The 20,378-nt window shown below is 65.2% G+C and carries 18 protein-coding genes; 13 read left to right on the top strand and 5 right to left on the bottom strand.

The genetic code is table 11. The features are described from left to right. Positions 1–122: 122 nt before the first annotated feature. Positions 123–1,115, bottom strand: coding sequence for an NAD-dependent epimerase/dehydratase family protein (locus tag IY145_RS07970; protein ID WP_196407721.1), 993 nt, complete (start codon positions 1,113–1,115; stop codon positions 123–125). 181 nt (positions 1,116–1,296) lie between these two features. Here IY145_RS07970 and ettA point away from each other — a divergent pair, with 181 nt between their 5' ends. After that, on the top strand, positions 1,297–2,949 hold the full coding sequence (gene ettA / locus IY145_RS07965) for an energy-dependent translational throttle protein EttA (RefSeq protein ID WP_196407720.1): 1,653 nt from the start codon (positions 1,297–1,299) through the stop codon (positions 2,947–2,949). Positions 2,950–3,308: 359 nt separating this feature from the next. Here ettA and IY145_RS07960 read toward each other — a convergent pair whose 3' ends face one another. Next, entirely contained in the window at positions 3,309–4,283 is a 975-nt protein-coding gene (locus tag IY145_RS07960; RefSeq protein WP_196407719.1) for a LysR family transcriptional regulator, read from the bottom strand. A gap of 195 nt (positions 4,284–4,478) precedes the next feature. Between IY145_RS07960 and amoC the strand changes: the two genes are divergently transcribed. The 6 genes from amoC (at position 4,479) to IY145_RS07930 (ending at position 8,281) form a co-directional block, all read left to right on the top strand. Further along, a complete protein-coding gene (amoC, locus tag IY145_RS07955) occupies positions 4,479–5,255 on the top strand; it encodes a bacterial ammonia monooxygenase, subunit AmoC (RefSeq protein ID WP_196407718.1) in 777 nt (258 codons plus the stop codon). 436 nt (positions 5,256–5,691) lie between these two features. Beyond that, positions 5,692–6,027, top strand: coding sequence for an AtpZ/AtpI family protein (locus tag IY145_RS07950; RefSeq protein ID WP_196407717.1), 336 nt, complete (start codon positions 5,692–5,694; stop codon positions 6,025–6,027). A gap of 67 nt (positions 6,028–6,094) precedes the next feature. Further along, positions 6,095–6,835: a F0F1 ATP synthase subunit A gene (locus IY145_RS07945; RefSeq protein ID WP_196407716.1), complete on the top strand. Its 741-nt coding sequence runs from the start codon at positions 6,095–6,097 to the stop codon at positions 6,833–6,835. A 52-nt stretch (positions 6,836–6,887) separates the two neighbouring features. Then, positions 6,888–7,115 (top strand): F0F1 ATP synthase subunit C, encoded by a 228-nt coding sequence (locus tag IY145_RS07940; protein ID WP_159728953.1) that lies wholly within the window; start codon positions 6,888–6,890, stop codon positions 7,113–7,115. A gap of 78 nt (positions 7,116–7,193) precedes the next feature. Next, entirely contained in the window at positions 7,194–7,790 is a 597-nt protein-coding gene (locus IY145_RS07935; protein WP_196407715.1) for an ATPase, read from the top strand. A gap of 14 nt (positions 7,791–7,804) precedes the next feature. After that, complete coding sequence (locus tag IY145_RS07930; protein ID WP_196407714.1) at positions 7,805–8,281, top strand: ATP F0F1 synthase subunit B; 477 nt, start codon at positions 7,805–7,807, stop codon at positions 8,279–8,281. A 186-nt stretch (positions 8,282–8,467) separates the two neighbouring features. On the opposite strand, the gene IY145_RS07925 is transcribed toward IY145_RS07930, so the two are convergent. Both IY145_RS07925 and IY145_RS07920 read right to left on the bottom strand, forming a co-directional pair. Next, a complete protein-coding gene (locus tag IY145_RS07925) occupies positions 8,468–9,046 on the bottom strand; it encodes a GNAT family N-acetyltransferase (RefSeq protein ID WP_246721847.1) in 579 nt (192 codons plus the stop codon). A 211-nt stretch (positions 9,047–9,257) separates the two neighbouring features. Beyond that, positions 9,258–10,400, bottom strand: a complete 1,143-nt coding sequence (locus IY145_RS07920) for a type III PLP-dependent enzyme (protein WP_196407712.1) — start codon at positions 10,398–10,400, stop codon at positions 9,258–9,260. Between the two features lie 41 nt (positions 10,401–10,441). Here IY145_RS07920 and IY145_RS26145 point away from each other — a divergent pair, with 41 nt between their 5' ends. Further along, positions 10,442–10,573, top strand: a complete 132-nt coding sequence (locus tag IY145_RS26145; RefSeq protein ID WP_281433665.1) for a hypothetical protein — start codon at positions 10,442–10,444, stop codon at positions 10,571–10,573. 576 nt (positions 10,574–11,149) lie between these two features. Then, complete coding sequence (locus IY145_RS07915) at positions 11,150–12,712, top strand: glucan biosynthesis protein (RefSeq protein WP_196407711.1); 1,563 nt, start codon at positions 11,150–11,152, stop codon at positions 12,710–12,712. 102 nt (positions 12,713–12,814) lie between these two features. Here IY145_RS07915 and dinB read toward each other — a convergent pair whose 3' ends face one another. Continuing rightward, positions 12,815–13,888: a DNA polymerase IV gene (dinB, locus tag IY145_RS07910; protein ID WP_196407710.1), complete on the bottom strand. Its 1,074-nt coding sequence runs from the start codon at positions 13,886–13,888 to the stop codon at positions 12,815–12,817. A 212-nt stretch (positions 13,889–14,100) separates the two neighbouring features. Between dinB and IY145_RS07905 the strand changes: the two genes are divergently transcribed. The 4 genes from IY145_RS07905 (at position 14,101) to pstS (ending at position 20,185) form a co-directional block, all read left to right on the top strand. Next, positions 14,101–16,314: a sensor domain-containing diguanylate cyclase gene (locus IY145_RS07905; RefSeq protein ID WP_210332637.1), complete on the top strand. Its 2,214-nt coding sequence runs from the start codon at positions 14,101–14,103 to the stop codon at positions 16,312–16,314. A gap of 287 nt (positions 16,315–16,601) precedes the next feature. Further along, a complete protein-coding gene (locus tag IY145_RS07900; protein WP_196407709.1) occupies positions 16,602–17,798 on the top strand; it encodes a lysylphosphatidylglycerol synthase domain-containing protein in 1,197 nt (398 codons plus the stop codon). A gap of 116 nt (positions 17,799–17,914) precedes the next feature. Next, the gene (locus IY145_RS07895; RefSeq protein ID WP_196407708.1) at positions 17,915–18,973 is read left to right on the top strand and encodes an ATP-binding protein; all 1,059 of its coding nucleotides are present in this window, start codon (positions 17,915–17,917) and stop codon (positions 18,971–18,973) included. 159 nt (positions 18,974–19,132) lie between these two features. Beyond that, the gene (gene pstS, locus IY145_RS07890) at positions 19,133–20,185 is read left to right on the top strand and encodes a phosphate ABC transporter substrate-binding protein PstS (protein WP_196407707.1); all 1,053 of its coding nucleotides are present in this window, start codon (positions 19,133–19,135) and stop codon (positions 20,183–20,185) included. Positions 20,186–20,378 lie beyond the last annotated feature (193 nt).

Genomic DNA, 20,378 nt, shown 5'->3' with positions numbered 1-20,378 from the left:
GGCGGTTATGGCCTTGTCTCAGACAGGTGGTTAACGATCAACCTCGGGCGCGAGCAGGATTGGGAGAGAATCTCGAGCCGGACCTCGGCCGCTCGCCCCGGAACGGCCTCCGGCGGCTCGGGTCACGCGGCTCCATAATAATCGCGATACCAGTCGACGAAGGCGGAAACGCCCTCTTCGACCGAAGTCTGCGGGCGATAGCCGGTCAGCCGCTCCAGCAGCGAGCAGTCGGCGAAAGTGCGGGGCGCGTCACCCTTCTGCATCTCGAGATAGTTGCGGATCGCCGTCTTGCCCAGCTTGCGCTCGATCGCCTCGACGAAATCGAGCAGCCCCACAGGCTCGCCGCGCCCGATATTGACGACGCGGTAGGGCGCGACCGGCGAAACGGACTCGTCGGCTCCGATCTCCGGCGCGCGGTCGAGAAGGCGCGAGATCGCCTCGACCAGATCGCCGACATAGGTGAAATCGCGCTGCATCTTGCCGTGATTGTAGATGTCGATCGGCTGTCCCTTCTCGATCGCGTCGACGAATTTGAACAGCGCCATATCCGGCCGTCCCCAGGGGCCGTAGACGGTGAAGAAGCGGAACATCGTCGTCGGCAGCCGCCACAGATGCGCATAGGAATGCGCCATGGCCTCATTGGCCTTTTTCGTCGCGGCGTAGAGCGTCAGCGGGAAATCGGCGCGCTCGCTCTCGAGGAAGGGCACATGCTGATTGCCGCCATAGACGGAGCTGGTCGAGGCCATCAGCAGATGGCGGACCGCGCGGGCGCGGGCGATCTCCAGCACATTGAAGCCGCCGACGAGATTGGCGTCGACATAGGCGCGCGGATTCTCGAGGCTGTAGCGCACGCCCGCCTGCGCGGCGAGATGGACGATGACATCCGGCTCCGCCGCCTCCACGGCGCGCGTCAGCGCCTCCATATCCTCGAGCATGGCGATATGGGCGCGAAAGCCGGTAAAACGCGCGAGCTCGGCGTGGCGCGCTTGCTTCAGCGTCACGTCGTAATAGGGGGTGAGCCCGTCGAAGCCGTCGACCCTGCAGCCGAGCTCGAGCAGGCGCTTTGCGAGATGGAAGCCGATGAATCCGGCCGTGCCGGTCACGAAGACGCGCATGAGCCCGTTCCCGTTGGAGACCGGCAACCTCTGGCGGAAAACGCCCGTCGCTGTCAACTTGCGGCGCCGTACGAGGTTCGAGCGATCGGGCCGGCCCGTGCAAAAAGCCGGTTTTCACTTCGGCCCAAAAGGCGCTAAACATCGCGCCGAGCCTTTCATCCTCGAGCGGAACCGATCATCCATGGCGCGGCAGTTCATCTATCATATGAAGGGTCTGACCAAGACCTATCCGGGCGGCAAGAAGGTCCTCGACAACGTCCACCTCTCCTTCTACCCGGATGCGAAGATCGGCGTGCTCGGCGTCAACGGCGCCGGCAAATCGACGCTGCTGCGCGTAATGGCGGGCATAGACAAGGAGTTCACCGGCGAGGGCTTCGTCGCGGAGGGCGCGCGCGTGGGCTATCTGCCGCAGGAGCCGCAGCTCGATCCCGAGCTCGACGTGCGCGGCAATGTGATGCTCGGCGTCGCCGATAAGAAGGCGGTGCTCGACCGCTACAATGATCTCGCGGTGAATTATTCCGACGAGACCGCCGACGAGATGACCCGGCTGCAGGACGAGATCGAGGCCAAGGGCCTCTGGGATCTCGACAGCCAGGTGGATCAGGCCATGGAGGCGCTCGGCTGCGCCGCCGACGACGCCGACGTCACCAAGCTCTCGGGCGGCGAGCGGCGCCGCGTGGCGCTCTGCCGCCTGCTGCTCGAGCAGCCGGAGATGCTGCTGCTCGACGAGCCGACCAACCATCTCGACGCCGAGACGGTGAATTGGCTCGAGGGCCATTTGCGCAATTATCCGGGCGCGATCCTCATCGTCACCCATGACCGCTACTTCCTGGACAATGTGACGGGCTGGATTCTCGAGCTCGATCGCGGCCGCGGCATTCCCTACGAGGGCAATTACTCGACCTGGCTGAAGCAGAAGCAGAAGCGCCTCGCCCAGGAGAGCAGCGAGGACAAGGCCCGCCAGCGCGCCCTCGAGATGGAGAGCGAGTGGATCGCCTCCTCGCCCAAGGCGCGGCAGGCCAAGTCCAAGGCGCGCATTCAGCGCTATGAGGATCTCGTCGCCAAGCAGAACGAGAAGGCGCCGACGACCGCGCAGATCGTCATTCCGGTGGCCGAGCGCCTCGGCGGCAATGTCATCGCCTTCGATCATTTGTCGAAGGGCTTCGGCGATCGTCTCTTGATCGACGACCTCTCCTTCAAGCTGCCGCCGGGCGGCATCGTCGGCGTGATCGGCCCGAACGGCGCCGGCAAGACGACCTTGTTCCGCATGATCACCGGCCAGGAGAAGCCGGACAATGGCTCCATCACCGTCGGCGAGAGCGTGCAACTCGGCTATGTCGATCAGTCGCGCGACGCGCTCGACGACAAGAAAACCGTCTGGGAAGAGATTTCCGGCGGCAATGACATCATCTATCTCGGCAAGCGGGAGATCAATTCTCGCGCCTATTGCGGCGCCTTCAACTTCAAGGGCTCCGATCAGCAGAAGAAGGTCGGCGGGCTCTCGGGCGGCGAGCGCAACCGCGTGCATCTCGCCAAAATATTGAAGCAGGGCGCCAATGTTCTGCTGCTCGACGAGCCGACCAATGATCTCGACGTCGACACGCTGCGCGCGTTGGAAGAGGCGCTCGACGATTTCGCCGGCTGCGCCGTGGTGATCTCGCATGATCGCTTCTTCCTCGACCGCATAGCGACGCATATTCTCGCCTTCGAGGGCGAGTCCCACGTCGAATGGTTCGAGGGCAATTTCGCCGATTACGAGGAGGACAAGAAGCGTCGCCTCGGCCTCGACAGCGTGGTTCCGCATCGGCTGAAATATAAGAAATTCTCGCGCTGAGCGGGGCGGGAGCGCCCCCACCTCGGCTCTCTCCCGCGCCGCGGGCTATCGAATGCGCACATCCTCGCCTCGCGACGTCTTGGCCGGGCTCGTCCCGGCCATCCACGCCGATACGCCGCGGCTTCTCGGATGGTTGGCGTGATGTCGAAGTTCCGGCGACCCCTGCCGGGCCTTGCCAGAACCCCGCCCCACGCAAGCCGAAATCCGTCTATTTCCCCAAATTTCTCAGCTGGTTGGCGTGGGTGGCCGGGACAAGCCCGGCCATGACGGCCGCCGGGTTTCGCTGCGTGTGAATCCGATAGCGCGCAGCGGAGGAGAATGCGGGAGGGGGCTTTTCCGAGCGTTCGAAGCGTGTGATCTCACGCCGGCTCTCGACCCTTCGCGCGCGCCGGCCGCGGCGCTTCCTCGCGCGGCGCCGCGACGACGCCTCGGCAAATCTCCACGATCTCTTGGCGCAGCCAGGCGTGGGCCGGCTCGCGGTCCTGCAGCGAGTGCCAGACCATCAGCAGATCATAGGTCGGGAATTCGATCGGTATCTCCAAAATCTTCAGCGGCGCCAGACGCACGAAATGCTCGGCGATGCGCAAGGGCAGCGAGAAGACGAGATCGGTGCTCGCCAATATCCAAGGAGCGGAGAGAAAATTCGGCACGACGAGCGCGACCTTGCGCGCGAGGCCGCGCTGCTCCAGCCAATCGTCGATGATCCCGGTGCCGGCCTCGCGGCGCGACATCAGCATATGCTTGGCCGCGACGAATTGCTCGAGCGTCGGCTCGTCGCTCGGAAAATCGGGATGGTCCTGGCGCACCAGCGAGACGATGCGGTCTGTGTAGAGACGCTCGCGGCGCACATAGGGCGTCGAATCCAAAATCACATCGAAGCCGATGACGAGATCGACATCGCCGGCGTCCGCCGCCTCACGCAGCGAGCCCGATGTCTGCACGAGATGAATCTCCACATTGGGCGCCTGGCGGCTCACCGATTTCATCAACGGCGGCAGCAGGCAGAACTCGACATAATCATTCGTCGCTATGGTGAAGCGCCGCTGCGTCGTCGCCGGCGAAAACGCCTTCGAGCCGCGGATCACCTGCTCGACCTCGCTCAATATCGCCGCCACCGGCTCGACGAGCGCGAGCGCGCGCTGGGTCGGCTTCATGCCCTGCGGCGTCTTCACCAGCACCGGATCGTCGAGCTGCTGGCGCAGGCGTTGCAGCACATGGCTCATCGCCGATTGGGTGATGAACATCCTCTGCGCCGCGCGCGAGACATTGCGCTCCTCCATGAGAAAATCGAAGGCGACGAGGAGATTGAGATCGAAGTTCCGCAGCTCGGTCATATGTCCGCCCTTCGCCCCTCGCGCGATCCGAGATCACGCGTGAAGATGACGCCAGATCGGCGCCTCCGACGCCACTGAAAAATGCGAATAGCACGATGAAAACAATGCATTTTACCTGAAGCCGAGACGGACCTTACCTCTCCTGACGGCCGCGCGGAAGAGCGCGCGGGCGCAAGACGCAAAAAGGAGAGAAACATGAGCCTCACGACGGAGACGGCCGGCAAGGCCGGCGTCGCGGACGACACGGATGTGATCGTCGATATGAAGCCGTTCTGGATCGGCGCCGCGGCGCTCTGCACATTCTACCTGATCGTGCGGATCTATGAGCAGATTTTCGGCTGGCGCGCCGGCCTCGACTCCTTCGCGCCGGAGTTCCAGACCTATTGGCTGTCGATCCTCTGGACGGAGATCCCGCTGGAGCTCGTCGCCGGCCTCGGCCTCGCCGGCTATTTGTGGAAGACGCGCACCCGCGACATGTCCGCGGTGACGCCGCGGCAGGAATTCCGCGCGCTCGTCGACAATCTGAAATGGCTGACGATCTACGCCATCGCCATCTATTGGGGCGCCAGCTTCTTCACCGAGCAGGACGGCACCTGGCATATGACGGTGATCCGCGACACCGATTTCACCCCGTCGCATATCATCGAATTCTACATGAGCTATCCGATCTATTCGATCATGGCGGTGGGCGCCTTCTTCCACGCCAAGACGCGCACCCCCTATTTCGCCAAAGGCTATTCGCTGGCCTATCTGATCGTCGCGGTCGGGCCCTTCATGATCATCCCCAATGTCGGCCTCAACGAATGGGGCCACACCTTCTGGTTCATGGAGGAGCTGTTCGTCGCGCCGCTGCATTGGGGCTTCGTCTTCTTCGGCTGGATGGCGCTCGGCGTGTTCGGCGTCGTGCTGCAACTTTTGATGCGCATAAAGGCGCTGCTCGGCGAAGACGGGGTCGCGGCGGTCATCGGCTGACGCGCTCCTCCCGCGCCGGCCGCCCCTTCCCGCGCCTGCCGATCCATTGGCGGCAGGCGCGTCACGACTTTCCAGCGCCCGCTGCTCCCGGGGACGCGAGAAAGCGAGCCGCCCATCGCGACGCCCCCAGGGCCGAGCGAAGGGCGGCTTTCGCGCGTCACGGCCGCCGCGCCATCTCGCAACCGCGAAAAAGCGTCTGCGCAAGAATTGGACAATCGCGGAAAAACCCTAGTTTTCCGGGCGATTCGCGGCGACGGCTGCGGCTTGACACGAATGGACGCCGCCCATATGTTGCGCGCGGCTCGAACGACTTGGCCGCCCGGCCCATATCGCGTCGCGTCGAAATCCCTTCCGTCGCCCCTGTCCGGGCGTTTCTTCGGCAATCATCTATGCTGCTCGCGCGTGCTTTTGAGCTTTTGCGCGAGGGAGAGAGCCGATGAGAGCGGACAAGAACGAGAGCGACGACGAGCTGCGCGCGAGACTGGAAAGGCTCCAGACCGCGCTCGGCAAGCAGGAAGCGGAGCGACGCGCCGAGATTGGCGGTGGTTTGCCGGTCGGAGGGTCGTTCGGAAAGGCGTTGAGCGCGGGCTTCACCGTGCTGTCCGAATTCGTGGCGGCGATTCTCGTCGGCGCGCTGATCGGTTGGCAGGCGGATCTCTGGTTGGGCGCCAAGCCGTGGCTGCTGGTCCTGTTCCTGGGGCTCGGCGTCGCCGCGGGCTTCTACAATGTGTTTCGCTTCGCCGCGTCGAAAAACGCGCGAGGCGACGGATGAAACGGGCGGCCCGACTCCCTCGGCGCCGCGGAGATGAAGGGCCGGGCGCGCCGTCCGGGATCGAGCGATGAATCCTATCGAGCAGTTCGAGCTCCAACGCATTGCGCCTTACTTCATCAACGGCGTCGACGTCTCCTTCACCAATTCCGCGCTCTATATGTTGCTCGCGGCCTCGGCCGCCATCATCCTCACCCTGTTCACGACGTCCAAGCGCGCGCTGGTGCCTGGCCGCGGACAGGCGCTCGCCGAAGTTCTCTATGAATTCGTGGCGAATACGGTGCGTCAGACGGCGGGCAAGGAAGGGATGCGCTTCTTCCCCTTCGTCTTCACGCTGTTCACCTTCATTCTGATGTCGAATCTGATCGGCCTCGTCCCCTACACATTCTCGCTGTCGAGCCAGATCGTCATCACCTTCGCCTTCGCGGCTTTCGTCATCCTTCTGGTGATCCTCTACGGGCTCTATCGCAATGGCTTCGGCTTTCTGAAGCTCTTCGTGCCGCATGGCGTTCCGGCGCCGGTGCTGGTCGTGCTGATCCCGATCGAGATCATCTCCTTCCTCTCGCGCCCGGTGTCGCTCTCCGTTCGTCTCTTCGCGAACATCCTCGCCGGCCATATCACGCTGGCGGTGTTCGGCGGCTTCGTGGTGATGCTGCTCGGCGCCGGCGCCTGGGCCGCGCTCGCGCCCATTCCGATCCTCGCGGTCGTGGCGATGTATGCGCTGGAGCTGCTCGTCAATTGTCTTCAGGCGTTCGTCTTCGCCGTCCTCACTTGCGTCTATCTCAATGACGCGATCCACCCGGGCCACTGATAAACATCCAACAATAAATAGTCGCCCACAGAGCTAAGAGCAGGAGTTACCAATGGCTGATGCTTCCTCCTTCCAACTGATCGGCGCGGGCCTCGCCGCGATCGGCACGGGCGCCGCCGCTATCGGCGTCGGTCTGATTTTCGGCAATTTCGTCAATGGCGCGCTGCGCAATCCGTCGGCCGCGGCCGGCCAGTTCACCAACGCCATCATCGGCGCGGCGCTCGCCGAAGGTCTCGGCATCTTCGCGTTTCTGATCGCGATCCTGCTCTATCTGAAGTGATCCGTTTCGGAGGCCCGGGGCCAAAGCGCTCCGGGCCTTCGTCGCATTTGAACGCACTCGAGAGGTTTCGGAGCCGTCATGGCGAATATCGTTCTCGCCGCCGCCGAGGAAGCGGCGCCGCACGCCGCGCAAGGCGCGACGCATGAGTCCGCGGGGCATGGGACCGTCGAGCATCACGGCGGGGGCGACTTTCCGCCCTTCGACACCAATAATTTCGCGCCGCAGCTGGTCTGGCTGGCGCTGATCTTCGGCGTCCTCTACGTCCTCATGTCGCGCATCGCGCTGCCGCGCATCGGCTCGATCCTGAGCGAGCGCGAGAGCCGCATCGAGAGCGATCTCTTCGCGTCTCGCGAGCTGCAGGGGAAGGCGCAGGCCGCCGCCGCCGAGCATGACGAGACTCTGCGCGCCACCAAGGCGCAGGCGCAGGAGATCGGCCGCGCCGCGCAGCAGCAGGCCGCCGCCGAGACGGCCACGCGCCGCGCTGCGGAAGAGACCGCCTTCGCCAAGAAGGTCGCCGAGGCCGAGGCGCAGATTCTCACCGCCAAATCCGAGGCGCTGTCGCATGTCGAGCAGATCGCCACCGAGGCGGCCGGCTCCATTCTAGAGAAGCTGACCGGCGCCCGCCTCGCCGCTGAGACGCTGCAGAGCGAATTCCGCAACATCAAGGCGAGCTGAGCAGGGGACAGGCCATGCATTACGACGCGGAACTTTTCGTCGCCATCGGCTTCGGCATTTTCCTCTGCGTGCTCCTCTATGTGGGCGCGCATAAAAAGCTCGGCGCCGCGCTCGATGCGCGCGTCGGCCGCATCAAGGGCGAGCTCGCCGAGGCCGAGCGCCTGCGCAGCGAGGCGGAGAGCCTGCTCGCCTCCTTCGAGAAGAAGCGCGAAGACGCCGAGATCGAGGCCAAGGCGATCGTCGCTCAGGCCAAAAGCGAGGCCGAGCTGCTCGCCACTGAGGCGCGTCAACGCCTCGAGGACTATGTGACCCGCCGGACCAAGCAGGTCGAGGACAAGATCGCCCAGGCCGAGGCTCAAGCCGCCGCCGAAGTGCGCGCCAGCGCCGCGGACGCCGCGGTGAAGGTCGCCGAGGCCGTGCTGCGCAAGGGCGTCGCCGGAACCGATTTCGTCTCCGCCGGCATTGCGGAAGTGAAGGCGCTGGCGCACTGACGCCCACTTCTCCCTTGGACAACACAAAACAGCCCGAAGTCGTTTGACTTCGGGCTGTTTTGTTTTCCCGCGCTCCTTCGGCGCTTTTGCGAGGAAGCGTCGCGACGAAGCGATAAAATAGAACAGCGCTGCTGCGGCTCCGTATCGCTCCGCTCGCGATAAAGGGTTTTTGGCGCGGACAAAACGTCAGGCCGCGCGCGCCAACTCCGGGGACGCCGGCCGGACCGCCGACGGCTCGCGCGCGCCGGCGCCAAAGACACGGCCTTCGGCGCCCTCGAGAGCCCCTTTCGAGAGCTCGAGGCCGAGAAAACGCTCGCGCTCGACCGGCCCCGGCATGACCAACCCATCCGTGAAGCGCCCCTCGAAGCCGAAGCGCGCATAATAGGGCGCATCGCCGACGAGCAGCACGGCGCGATGATTGCGCGCCGCGGCGCGGCAGAGGCCTTCCTCGATCATGGCGGCGCCGAGCCCCAGCGAACGATAGTCGCGCGCCACGGCCAGAGGGCCGAGCAGCAGCGCTGGACGTCCCGCCCCCGCGAAGATCGGCCACATGCGCATGGTTGCGACGAGCCGTTCCCCATCCCTGGCGACGAGCGCGAGGCCGCGCGCCGGCATCCGCCCTTCGCGCAGGCGCTCGCAGGTCTTCAGAAAGCGCGCCGGGCCGAAGGCCGCGTCGAGCAGCGCCTCGCGCGCCGCGACGTCGTCCGGCGCTTCGTCGAAAATCTGGACGCACGCACGCGGAGCCGTCAGGCTCGCCGGCGCCATTCGCGATGCGAAGCCGAAGGCCGACGGCCCAGGCTGATGACAGGAGGTTTCAAAGGCCATCTCTTCCCCCATTCGAGGACGGACGACCCTCGCGCCTGGCGCGCATCTGCATGCGCGCCCGCCGAACGGGACAAAGCGGGGAGAAACGGACCGCGAGTCATCAGGCTCGCAGCCCCATAGAGCGAGCCATCAGGCTCGCGGCAATTCGCCGTCAGATGACGAAGGATTCGAGCGGCGGGAAGCCGTTGAAGCCGACCGACGAATAGGTCGTCGTATAGGCGCCCGTTCCCTCGATCAGCACTTTCGAGCCGATCTCCAGGCTGATCGGGAGCAGATAGGGCGCCTTCTCATACAGAACGTCGATCGAATCGCAGCTCGGACCGGCGATGACGCAAGGCGTCGTCGCGGAGCCGTCCGCCGTCGTGCGGATTGGATAGCGGATCATCTCGTCGGTGGTCTCGGCGAGGCCGTTGAACTTGCCGATGTCGAGATAGACCCAACGGACGGCGTCGTCCTCGGACTTTTTCGACACCAGAACGACCTCGGCCTCGATCACTCCGGCGTTGCCGACCATGCCGCGGCCCGGCTCGATGATCGTCTCCGGGATGCGATTGCCGAAATGCTTGGAGAGCGCCCGGAAGATCGCCTGGCCATAGGTCTTCACCGCCGGGACATTCTTGAGATATCTGGTCGGAAATCCACCGCCGAGATTGACCATCTGCAGCTGGATTCCGCGCTCGGCGAGATCGCGGAAAATCTCGGAGGCCGATTTCAGCGCGCCGTCCCACATGCCGGGATTGCCCTGCTGCGAGCCAACATGGAACGACACCCCATAGGCGGAAAGGCCCAGACGATGCGCGTGCTCGAGCACGCGCGGCGCCATTTGCGGCGCGCAGCCGAATTTACGCGACAGCGGCCATTCGGCGCCGGCTCCGTCGCAGAGAATGCGGCAGAAAACCTTGGAGCCGGGCGCAGCGCGAGCGATCTTCTCGACCTCGGCCTCGCAATCGACCGCGAAGAGGCGCACGCCCAGCGCATAGGCGCGGGCGATGTCGCGCTCCTTCTTGATCGTGTTGCCGAAGCTCACGCGATCGGCCGTCGCGCCGGCGGCGAGCGCCTGCTCGATCTCGACGACGGAGGCGGTGTCGAAGCAGGAGCCGAGCGAGGCGAGAAGCGACAGCACCTCCGGCGCCGGATTCGCTTTGACCGCATAGAACACGCGCGTGTCCGGCAGGGCCTTGGCGAAGCTCGTGTAATTGTCGCGCACGACGTCGAGGTCGACGACGAGGCACGGACCCGTGTCACGTCCGGCGCGACGGCGGGCGTCCAAAAATTCGCGAATGCGATCCGTCATTTGCGGCATCCCCAACGAAGTCGCGGCGCGAGAGCCGCGGAGTGGCCAAGGGCTTCGATCGGATGCACGCCGCCGTTTGCACAGGCGCGGTGGAGGCGCGCTGCACATCGAGACGACTGCGTTCCATGACAGTCATGGCTCCGCTGGAGGCGAAGCGCGAGACGGTCGGGTGATGCGCCGTAGGCTAGACAGGACACGGACGCGCATGTCCGAACGGACATGGAATCCGACCCGTATAGCCATCGCTTGGAAGGGGATTTTTCCCTTTCCGCACGCCCGGCAAGAAAGACAAGCCTCTTCGGTACGCCGACCTTTGGAGGGTCGACAGAGACGAAAAAGCCCGGTCCGTCGTTGCTTTAAGTCGCGATCCCTCGCTCAGGCGAGGTTCGCCGGTTTCGCCTCCGGCTGCCGGTTTTATTCCGATGGTTGACCGGCCTCTTGTCCGGATCCCCATCGACCGACACACGACCACAGGCACGTGCGAAAGTGGGCGAGAACGTAAATACGCGCTTTCGCCGGCTCTGCAAGAGCTTTTTCGAGCGGGCGTGCATTTTTTGCCCAACGCGCGCCGTGGGCGGCGAAAGCGGGGCGTCTTGCGGGCGGGCGCAAAGCCGGATAGGCAGAAGCACGGACGGGGCCGGCGGCGGCGGGCCGCGCTCCGAGGACGGGTCCGGCGTCCCCAAGAACGCCCGATTCGTCTGCGACCCGAAGACGGGCTCCACTCGTCCTTTTTCCGGAAACCGACTAAAATGATCGACATCACACGCCGCCGTCTTCTCGGCGCGATGCTCGCGGCGGGCGCGCAGGCCGCGCCGCTCGGGCGCGCCGTGGCGCAGTCCATACAGAACGGGCAAGGGTCGCGATTCGGGCTCGAGGATGTGGCGCGCCGCGCCCGCGACCTCGCCGGCGCGCCCTTCGAGGCGGCGCCGCCGCAACTGCCGGAGGAATTGGCGAAGCTCGACTTCGACTCTTACCGCGACCTTCGCTTCCGTCCGGAAAAGGCGCTGTTCTCGAATATCCCGGGCTCCTTTCGCCTGCACGCCTTCCATCTGGGCTTTCTCTACAAGCGCCCGGTGACGGTGAACACGATCCGCGACGGCATACCGACGCCGATTCCCTATTCGGCGGCTCTATTCGACTCCGGCCGCAACAAATTCGAGAAGACCCTGCCGATCAATATCGGCTTCGCCGGCTTTCGCCTGCATTTCCCGCTCAATGATCCGCATGTTCACGACGAGGTGATCTCCTTCCTCGGCGCGAGCTATTTCCGCTTTCTCGGCCGCGGCCAGAGATATGGCCTTTCGGCGCGCGCGCTCTGCGTCGATTGCGGCGACAATTCGGAAGTCTTCCCCTTCTTCCGCGAATTCTGGATCGAGACGCCGCAGCCGGGAAGCAATCGCATCACCATCTATGCTCTGCTCGACGGCGAGGCGGCGACGGGCGCCTATCGTTTCGATCTCGCCACCGGCCAGGAGAGCACGATCGACGTGCAGGCGACTTTGTTCCCGCGTCGCAAAGCGAAATTCGGCCTGGCGCCGCTCACCTCCATGTATCTCACCGGCGAGAACGATCGCCGCATGCGCGACGGCTTCCGCACCGAGCTGCATGATTCGGACGGCTTGCTCGTCCATGGCGATTCGAAGGAATGGCTCTGGCGCCCGCTCGCCAATGCGCCCATCGCCCGGCTCACTTCCTTCTCCGATCCCAATATTCGCGGCTTCGGGCTCATGCAGCGCGACCGCAATTTCGAGACTTATCAGGATATAGACCTCGCCTATGAGCGCCGGCCGAGCTATTTCATCGAGCCGCTGAACGCCTGGGGCGAGGGCGCTGTCGAGCTGCTGGAGCTGCCGACGCTCGACGAGACCAACGACAATATCGTCGCCGCCTGGGTCGGCGCGCAGCCGCTGGAGATCGGCAAGCCCTTCTCCTACGCCTATCGTATCACCTCTCTGCTCGAGCTGCCGCGTCTTTCGCCCAATGGCCGCGCGGCGAATACGTTCGAGACGCCTGCGCGGGCTCTGGGCTCCGGCGAGCCGATGACGCCCGGCGCGCATCGGTTCATCGTCGATTTCGCCGGCGGCGAGCTGCCCTTCTACGCCAATGATCCCTCGCAGGTGGAGGTCGTCGCCTCGGCCGCGAATGGCGTCGTCATCCGCTCGAGCGTCGCCGCCAATCCGCATATAGACGGCATGCGCGTGATGTTCGACATCGTCGTGAAATCCGGACAGACGGCGGATATTCGCGCCTTCCTCAAAGCAGGCTCTCAGACTTTGACCGAGACCTGGACCTATCCCTGGACCGCGCCCTGAGGAGCGAATAGACGGCCTCTCGCCCTTCGCCATTCGCAAGAGCGTTTCCAGCCGAAGTGGATGCCGGTTCGGCGTTGGAAACGCGGAAAGACTCTCGGCTGCTCATACGGCGAGGCTCAGCTGCGGATCGGCGCTTCCGCCGGCGGGGCAGAGAGAGGAGAGCGTGACGCCGAGCAGGCGCACGCCTTTCTCCGAAGGAAACAGCGGGCGCAGCAAGGCCAGCGCGGCTGCTTCGAGCTCGCCGCGCGAGGCGATCGGCGCCGCGCCGGTGCTGCGGCGCGTGATCTGCTGAAAATCCGCATATTTGATTTTGAGCGTCACCGTGCGGCCGCTGATGCGCGCACCCTCGCAATGCGTGAAAACGCGCGTCACTATGGGCGCCAGCGCGGCGACGGCCTCCTCGCGCGCGAGGAGATCGCGGGCGAAAGTGACTTCGGCGCCGATCGACTTGCGAATGCGGTCGGGCCGCACGGGGCGATCGTCGACGCCGCGCGCGATTCCGTAATAATAGCTCCCCGATTTGCCGAAATGCATTTGCAGAAAGGGCAGGGGCTTGGCGCGCAGATCGAGCCCGGTCTCTATGCCGAGCGCGTTCATCTTTTTCGTCGTCGCCGGCCCGACGCCGTGGAATTTGCCGATCGGCAGAGAGGCCACGAAAGCGGCGCCCATTTGCGGCGTGACGACGAAGAGCCCGTCCGGCTTGTTTTGATCCGAGGCGAGCTTGGCCAGAAATTTATTGTAGGAGACGCCGGCCGAGGCGGTGAGGCGCGTCTCTTCGCGAATGCGCGCTCTGATCTCTTCGGCGATATGCGTCGCGGAGGGGAGGCCTCGGCGATTTTCGGTGACGTCGAGATAGGCCTCGTCGAGCGAGAGCGGCTCGACGAGCGGCGTATAGTCGAAGAAGATCGCGCGAATTCGCCGCGAAACTTCGCGATAGACGTCGAAGCGCGGCGGAACGAAGACGAGCTCGGGACACCGCCGGATCGCGGTGACGGATGGCATTGCCGAGCGCACGCCGAAAGCGCGCGCCTCATAGCTCGCCGCGGCGACGACGCCGCGCTCGCGCGGCGAGCCGACGGCGACCGGCCGCCCGCGCAACTGTGGGTTGTCACGCTGCTCGACCGACGCATAGAAGGCGTCCATGTCGACGTGGATGATCTTGCGTTGCGACGTCATGTTCCGAGCGACGCCAGTTTCCGAGCGACGCCATCGCGAGCGAGGCGCCGAGCGCAATGTCGGTGGAGCGCAGAGTCTCACGTCGGCCCTCTGGATTCAATATCGAGACGCCGACTCCGTTGTCCACCGAGCCTTGACGATTCCGTCGCCTCGCCAATTTGTCGACAATGGCGCGCGCAGGCGCGTCGAATGGGAGCGCCGGCGCAAGCAAAATGCGTGAGACCATATCGGCGTTTTTCGACGCACAGCTCGATTTCATTTTCTTTTTCTATGGCTTGGCCTTTCTGCTGCTCGGCGCGATCTGCTTCGCCGTAGCCGGCGAGGGCCCGCGCCGCGCAGGCTGGGTCATGCTCGGCCTCTTCGGCTACGCGCATGGCGCGGTCGAATGGCTCGATCTGCTCGCGCTCGTCATCGGCGACGGCTTCGCTTTCGAATTCGCGCGCAAGGCGCTGATGACCGCGTCCTATCTCCTTTTGCTCGAATTCGCGCGATCGGAGGCGGTCGCCGCCGGCGACGGCAAGCCGGGCCGATGGATTCATGTTCCGCTCGCGCTCATCATCATCGTGGTCGCGGCGGTCGCCGGCCTCGCCTCGGCGGCGGCGGTCGCGCGTTATATGATCGGCTTCGTCGGCGCGCTCGGCGCGGCTCTCGTTTTCGCCGGCGGCGCGCCGGCGCTCGCCGCCGCCGCGCGCCCTTACGCCTATCTCGCCGCCGCGGGCTTCGCGCTCTACGCCTTTTGCGCCGGGCTCGTCGTCGCGCCGGCGCCGTTCTGGCCTGCGAGCGCGCTCAACAGCGACCGTTTCGTGGCCGTGACGGGCGTTCCGATCCAGCTGCTGCGCGGGCTGCTCGCCTGCGTCATCGCGTTTTCGGTCTGGTCGATCCGCCAGCATCAGCTGGCGCAGGAGCTCTCGTCGCGGCGTTTCGCCGATTATCTGCGCCGGCAGTTCGTCTGGACCATTGCGGCGATGATGGCGATCCTGCTCTGCGGCTGGGGCCTCACCGATTTCCTCGGCGCAGTCTATCAGCGCAATGTTCAAGCGGAGACGCGCAGCGATCTCGATCTGCTCGCCAGCCGCTTCGTCGGCGAGACGGCGGCCCTCTCGGGAATGGCGGCGACGCTCGCCGGCGCGCCCTCGGTGCGGCCGACCGGCGAGGGCGAGGCGCCGCAGGCGAATGAGGCGGCGCGAGCCACTCTGCAGCTCCATGTCGACGCCTCGGGCGCGGAAAGGGGACTGCTCCTCGACGCCTCCGGCGGCATCGTCGCTTCCGCCGCCGCCTCGGGGGAGAAGGCGCCCATCGGCGGAGATTATGCGTCGCATCGCTCGTTTCGCGAGGCGATCGGCGGCGTCGCGAGCCGCTGCATGACCTATGATTCGACCAATCGCGACGTGGTCTATCATGCGAGCGCGCCGATAAGAGACACGAGTGGCGGCGTCGTCGGCGTCGCCGTGCTCGGAAAGCCGCTCGTCGCCCTGCAGGCCGATCTGCGCCGATTCGACCGGCCCTATTTTCTTCTCGACTCCGACGGCGTGGTGGCGATGACCAATCGCGACGCCGATATGTCGCGGCCGATGTGGCCGCTCTCGACGGAGAGGTTGCGCGAGGCCGAGCGCCGCTATGGCGCGCTCGACGATCGACCTCTGCTCGAACGAGAGCTCGGCGAATCCAATTGGGTCGCGCTCGAAGGCGAGCAGGGCTACATACGGCGTCGTTTCATCGACACGGAGGGCTGGTCGGTGGCGATCGCGACGCCGACGCGCGAGATTTTCGCGTCGCGCGTGCTCGGCATCATCGTCACTCTGCTCGTGACGATGATGACCTTGATCTATCTCATCGGACAGGAGCGCCGTCTGCAGGACGGCATTCAGATGGAGAAGCGCCTGCGCCTGCAGGAGCTCGCGCGCGACCTCGGCCAGCAGGCCGTCACCGACCGTCTCACCGGATTGTTCAACCGGCTCAAATTCGATCAGGCGCTGGCGAGCGAAATGCTGCGGTCGCAGCGTTATGGCGTTCCGCTCTCGCTCGTATTGTTCGATGTCGATAATTTCAAGGCCATCAACGACTCCCATGGGCATCAGACGGGCGACCGCGCGCTGGTGCGCCTCGCCGAGGCGGCGGCGAAGCTCGTGCGCGGGTCCGACATTCTGGCGCGCTGGGGCGGCGAGGAATTCGCTCTGTTGACGCCGGGCGTGGACGGCTCCGCGGCGCTGAAGGCGGCCGAGAAATTGCGCGCGTCGATCGAGAGGCTCGGCGTCGAGGAGATCGACGGCGTCACCTGCAGTTTCGGCGTCACGCAATTTACGCCGGACGATTCCGCGGAGGAATTCGTCGGCCGCGCCGACGAGGCGCTCTATCTCGCCAAGCTCCGCGGCCGCAATCGCGTCGAGATGGTCTCGCGCTCGCCGGCCTCGGGCGGCCTCTCCTGAGCGCGCTCAGTCGACCTTCTCGAAGGCGAGCTTGAACGTGGCGCCGCCGCCCGGCGTCTCCTCCACCCAGATGCGGCCGGCGAGCTTCGCGCTTCTGGCTGTTCCGCGAGGGGCTCATCGGCCGTGATAGCGCCGATCCGCGCTGGTTCGTCCACGGCCTGTTCTGAGCCGCGGCCGTCGCGTCATCTTATCGTCACGCTTCGGGGCGAAACCGAACCATCCCCTCCCCCCGGACGTTTCCCCCGTCGAAGGCTCGCCGGGGTCGCGCAACAGGGATCGAAAATCCTATGAACGGACGCCGCGAGGCCCGTCGGTCGCCTTTGAATTCCGCCGCCCGACGTCGTATCGAAGAGGCATATTCCGCGCATATTCGAAGACGCCTCGAGGAAAAAGAGAAATTGAAGCGGCCAGACAGCGATCTCGACGAGACGGGCGTCGCCGCGCCCGCCGAGGAGAAGCCGAATCCCGATCAGGGCGCCGCCGGTCTCGACCTGCTGGCGACAGCGCGGCGCTATATCGCGCCCAACCTCGGCAAGGCGCTCGGCGGAATCGCCAGCCTCGCCGTCTTCGCGCTGGCGGGCTTTGCTCTGGCGAGCGCGATCTCGAGCGTCAAATTCTCCGACGTCCGCGCCGCCATAGCGGCGATGAGCGCCGAGCAGATTTTCGCCGCTTTGCTGCTCACCGCGCTCTCCTATGTCGCGCTCACCGGCTATGACGCGCTGGCGCTGCGCCAATTGCGGCTGCGTGTGCGCTACCGCGTCGCCGCGCTCGCCTCTTTCGCGAGCTACGCCTTCTCTTTCAATCTCGGCTTTCCCGTCGTCACCGCCGCGGCGGTCCGCTATTGGATCTACGCGCGCGTCGGCGTGACCGCCGTGCAGGTCGCCAATATCACCGTCATCGCGGGCGTGACCTTCTGGCTCGGCATGACCTCCGTCGTGGGCGTCGGCCTCATGGCGCGCGCCAGCGAGATCGGCGCGATCGACAAACTGCCGGCCTTCGCCAATTTCGTGCTCGGCCTCATGATCTGCGCCGGCGTCGGCTATTATGTCGTCTGGGTGTCGCTGCGCCGCCGTCGGGTGCGGCTGCGCGGGCATTTCTTCGAGCTGCCGGGGCTCGCGCCCACCGTCGGCCAGACGTTGCTCGGCGTCGCCGATCTGTGCTGCGCGGCCGCCGCGCTCTATGCGCTGCTGCCGCAGGATGTGAATCTCGACTTCGCGACTTTCGTCTCGGTCTATGTCTTCGCCTGCATTCTCGGCGTCATCAGCCATGCGCCGGGCGGCATAGGCGTGTTCGAGGCGACGATGCTGAACGCGCTGCCGTCGCATTCGCAGGAGAGCCTGCTCGCCTCGCTGCTGCTGTTCCGCGTCATCTATTATTTCCTGCCCTTCATACTCGCGCTCGCGCTTCTTGGCGCCGACGAGGGCTCGCGGCGCTGGAACAGCCTGCGCGAGACGATCGCGCGTATATTGGAGGCGAGAGAATGATCCGCCTTCCAGCCGCTCGCTTCCGATGCGAGCCTGAAGGCTCGCGGTCCAATGCGCGCTCCGGACCGCGAGCCATCAGGCTCGCTTTCGGTCGCGATTAATCCGACCGAGGGACCATGCCCGATCTACGCAGACGCTATCAGGGCGAAGCTCTGCTCGGCCTCGTCATCGACGCTCTGCCGGAGGCGGTGTTCGTCATCGACTCGGAGGCGCGCATCGTCGCCGCCAATCGCGCCGCGCGCTCCGTATTGCCGTCCTTGCGCCCCAACGACCCGCTGGCGCGCAGCCTGCGCTCGCCCGACGTGCTCGACGCGCTGGACCGCGTGCTGCGCGGCGGCCAGCCGGAGAAGGTCATCTGGCTCGAGCGCCTGCCGGTGGAATGTTGGTTCGAGGTGCATATCGCGCCGCTGCGCCTCGAAGGCTATGAGAACGCCGCCGTGGTGAGCCTGCGCGACCTGACCGAATCGCGCCGCGTCGAGCGTATGCGCGTCGATTTCGTCGCCAACGCCAGCCATGAATTGCGCACGCCGCTCGCTTCGCTGCTCGGCTTCGTGGAGACGCTGCAGGGCCCGGCCCGCGACGATGAGAAGGCGCGCGACCGCTTCCTCTCCATCATGCGCGATCAGGCGCAGCGCATGTCGCGGCTCGTCGACGACCTTTTGTCCCTGTCGCGCATAGAGCAGCATCTCCATCTGCGCCCGGACACGCCGGTCGATCTCGGCATTCTCGTCGCCCATATCGTCGACACGCTCGCGCCCATGGCGGAGGATGGCGGCATAGAGCTGAAGCTCGACATCGTCGGGCAGGTCGTCGTGCCGGGCGATCGCGACGAGCTCGCCCGCGTCGCCGAAAATCTCATCGAGAACGCGATCAAATACGGGGCCGGGCCGGTCGAGATATCTCTCTCCCCGCTCGGCGCCTCCGCCGTCTTCTCGGTGCGCGATCACGGCCCCGGCATCGCGCCGGAGCATTTGCCCCGCCTCACCGAGCGCTTCTATCGCGTCGACGCGGGCAAGAGCCGCGCCAAGGGCGGCACCGGGCTCGGATTGGCCATCGTCAAGCATATCGTGGCTCGCCATCGCGGCCGGCTCGCCATAGATTCTGCGCCAGCCAAGGGCGCCACATTCCGGGTGTTTCTGCCACTGATCGACCCGGAAAAAGCCGAAAACGCCTGACGAAAAGACGAATTAAGTAAATATATTCAAATAGATAAACTGTCATATGACAGTCATTAGACAGTCGTAAAACCCTCGCCGTGGGCCTCTAGTGTGCCCACCGCTGGGGCGCTGGACGCGCGCCGACACAGTGAACCTCGAGTTCGAAAGAGACCGAACATGCTCTCCAAAGTTCTTCATCGTGTCGCACTGGCGACGAGCCTGGCCGTGGCGACGGCCGGAGCCGCCTTCGCGATCGACATCTCCGGCGCCGGCGCCACCTTCCCCTATCCGATCTACGCCAAATGGGCGGACAGCTATAAGAAGGAGACGGGAGCCGGCCTCAATTATCAGTCGATCGGCTCGGGCGGCGGCATCAAGCAGATCAAGGCCCGCACCGTGACCTTCGGCGCCTCCGACCAGCCGTTGAAGGCCGAGGAGCTCGAGGCCGCCGGCCTCACCCAATGGCCGCAGGTGATCGGCGGCATCGTGCCGGTGATCAATCTGGACGGCGTCGCCTCCGGCGATCTCGTCCTCGACGGCAAGACGCTCGGCGCCATCTTCCTCGGCGAGATCAAGAGCTGGGACGACGCCGCGATCAAGAAGCTGAACCCGAAGGCCAAGCTGCCGTCGGCCGCGATCGCCGTCGTGCATCGCTCGGACGGATCGGGCACGACCTTCAACTTCACCAATTATCTGTCCAAGGTCAGCCCGGACTGGAAGTCCAAGGTCGGCGAGAACGCCTCGGTCGAATGGCCGGTCGGCATCGGCGCCAAGGGCAATGAAGGCGTCGCCAACAATGTCGCCAACACCAAGGGCGCGATCGGCTATGTCGAATACGCCTACGCCAAGCAGAACAAGCTGACCTACACCAAGCTCGTCAACAAGGACGGCAAGACCGTCGCTCCGACGACGCCGACCTTCCAGGCCGCGGCCTCCAACGCCGATTGGGCCAATGCGCCGGGCTTCTACCAGATTCTCACCGACCAGCCGGGCGCGCAGTCCTGGCCGATCACCGCCGCCACCTTCATCCTGCTGCCCAAGGCGCCGCAGGACACGGCGGCTGCGGCCGAGGCGCTGAAATTCTTCGGCTGGGCCTTCGCCAAGGGCAATAAGGCGGCCGAGGAGCTCGACTATATCCCGCTGCCGGCCAATGTCGTGGCTCTGATCAAGAAGAGCTGGACCGCCAATGTCAAAGACGCGAGCGGCAAGCCGCTGGCGTCGAACAACTGAGCGCATCGTCGATACGCGCCGGCGAAATTCCTGACGGAATATTTCGCCGGCGCCCCTCGACGCCAGACGCACGAGAGCCACAGGTGGCGGAATGGCGCGCAACGACCCACCCGAGGACGAACTCCCCCCGCTTCCTTTCGACGCGGCGCCTCCCGGCGCAGTGAGTTCACCAAAGACCTGCGCTATGACCTCA

The organism is Methylosinus sp. H3A (assembly GCF_015709455.1).
Taxonomy (GTDB): domain Bacteria; phylum Pseudomonadota; class Alphaproteobacteria; order Rhizobiales; family Beijerinckiaceae; genus Methylosinus.
Note: the sequence above shows the minus strand (reverse complement) of the source record. Positions and strands in the feature narration are given on the sequence as shown.

Excerpts from the sequence above, each read along its gene's own strand:
- ettA (WP_196407720.1), top strand. The coding sequence starts at position 1,297 with ATGGCGCGGCAGTTCATCTATCATATGAAGGGTCTGACCAAGACCTAT.
- IY145_RS07925 (WP_246721847.1), bottom strand. The coding sequence starts at position 9,046 with ATGGCGCCGGCGAGCCTGACGGCTCCGCGTGCGTGCGTCCAGATTTTC.
- IY145_RS07950 (WP_196407717.1), top strand. The coding sequence starts at position 5,692 with ATGAGAGCGGACAAGAACGAGAGCGACGACGAGCTGCGCGCGAGACTG.
- IY145_RS07920 (WP_196407712.1), bottom strand. The coding sequence starts at position 10,400 with ATGACGGATCGCATTCGCGAATTTTTGGACGCCCGCCGTCGCGCCGGA.
- dinB (WP_196407710.1), bottom strand. The coding sequence starts at position 13,888 with ATGACGTCGCAACGCAAGATCATCCACGTCGACATGGACGCCTTCTAT.
- IY145_RS07930 (WP_196407714.1), top strand. The coding sequence starts at position 7,805 with ATGCATTACGACGCGGAACTTTTCGTCGCCATCGGCTTCGGCATTTTC.
- amoC (WP_196407718.1), top strand. The coding sequence starts at position 4,479 with ATGAGCCTCACGACGGAGACGGCCGGCAAGGCCGGCGTCGCGGACGAC.
- IY145_RS07900 (WP_196407709.1), top strand. The coding sequence starts at position 16,602 with ATGAACGGACGCCGCGAGGCCCGTCGGTCGCCTTTGAATTCCGCCGCC.
- IY145_RS07940 (WP_159728953.1), top strand. The coding sequence starts at position 6,888 with ATGGCTGATGCTTCCTCCTTCCAACTGATCGGCGCGGGCCTCGCCGCG.
- IY145_RS07945 (WP_196407716.1), top strand. The coding sequence starts at position 6,095 with ATGAATCCTATCGAGCAGTTCGAGCTCCAACGCATTGCGCCTTACTTC.
- IY145_RS07935 (WP_196407715.1), top strand. The coding sequence starts at position 7,194 with ATGGCGAATATCGTTCTCGCCGCCGCCGAGGAAGCGGCGCCGCACGCC.
- IY145_RS07895 (WP_196407708.1), top strand. The coding sequence starts at position 17,915 with ATGCCCGATCTACGCAGACGCTATCAGGGCGAAGCTCTGCTCGGCCTC.
- IY145_RS07970 (WP_196407721.1), bottom strand. The coding sequence starts at position 1,115 with ATGCGCGTCTTCGTGACCGGCACGGCCGGATTCATCGGCTTCCATCTC.
- IY145_RS07960 (WP_196407719.1), bottom strand. The coding sequence starts at position 4,283 with ATGACCGAGCTGCGGAACTTCGATCTCAATCTCCTCGTCGCCTTCGAT.
- IY145_RS07915 (WP_196407711.1), top strand. The coding sequence starts at position 11,150 with ATGATCGACATCACACGCCGCCGTCTTCTCGGCGCGATGCTCGCGGCG.
- pstS (WP_196407707.1), top strand. The coding sequence starts at position 19,133 with ATGCTCTCCAAAGTTCTTCATCGTGTCGCACTGGCGACGAGCCTGGCC.
- IY145_RS07905 (WP_210332637.1), top strand. The coding sequence starts at position 14,101 with ATGCGTGAGACCATATCGGCGTTTTTCGACGCACAGCTCGATTTCATT.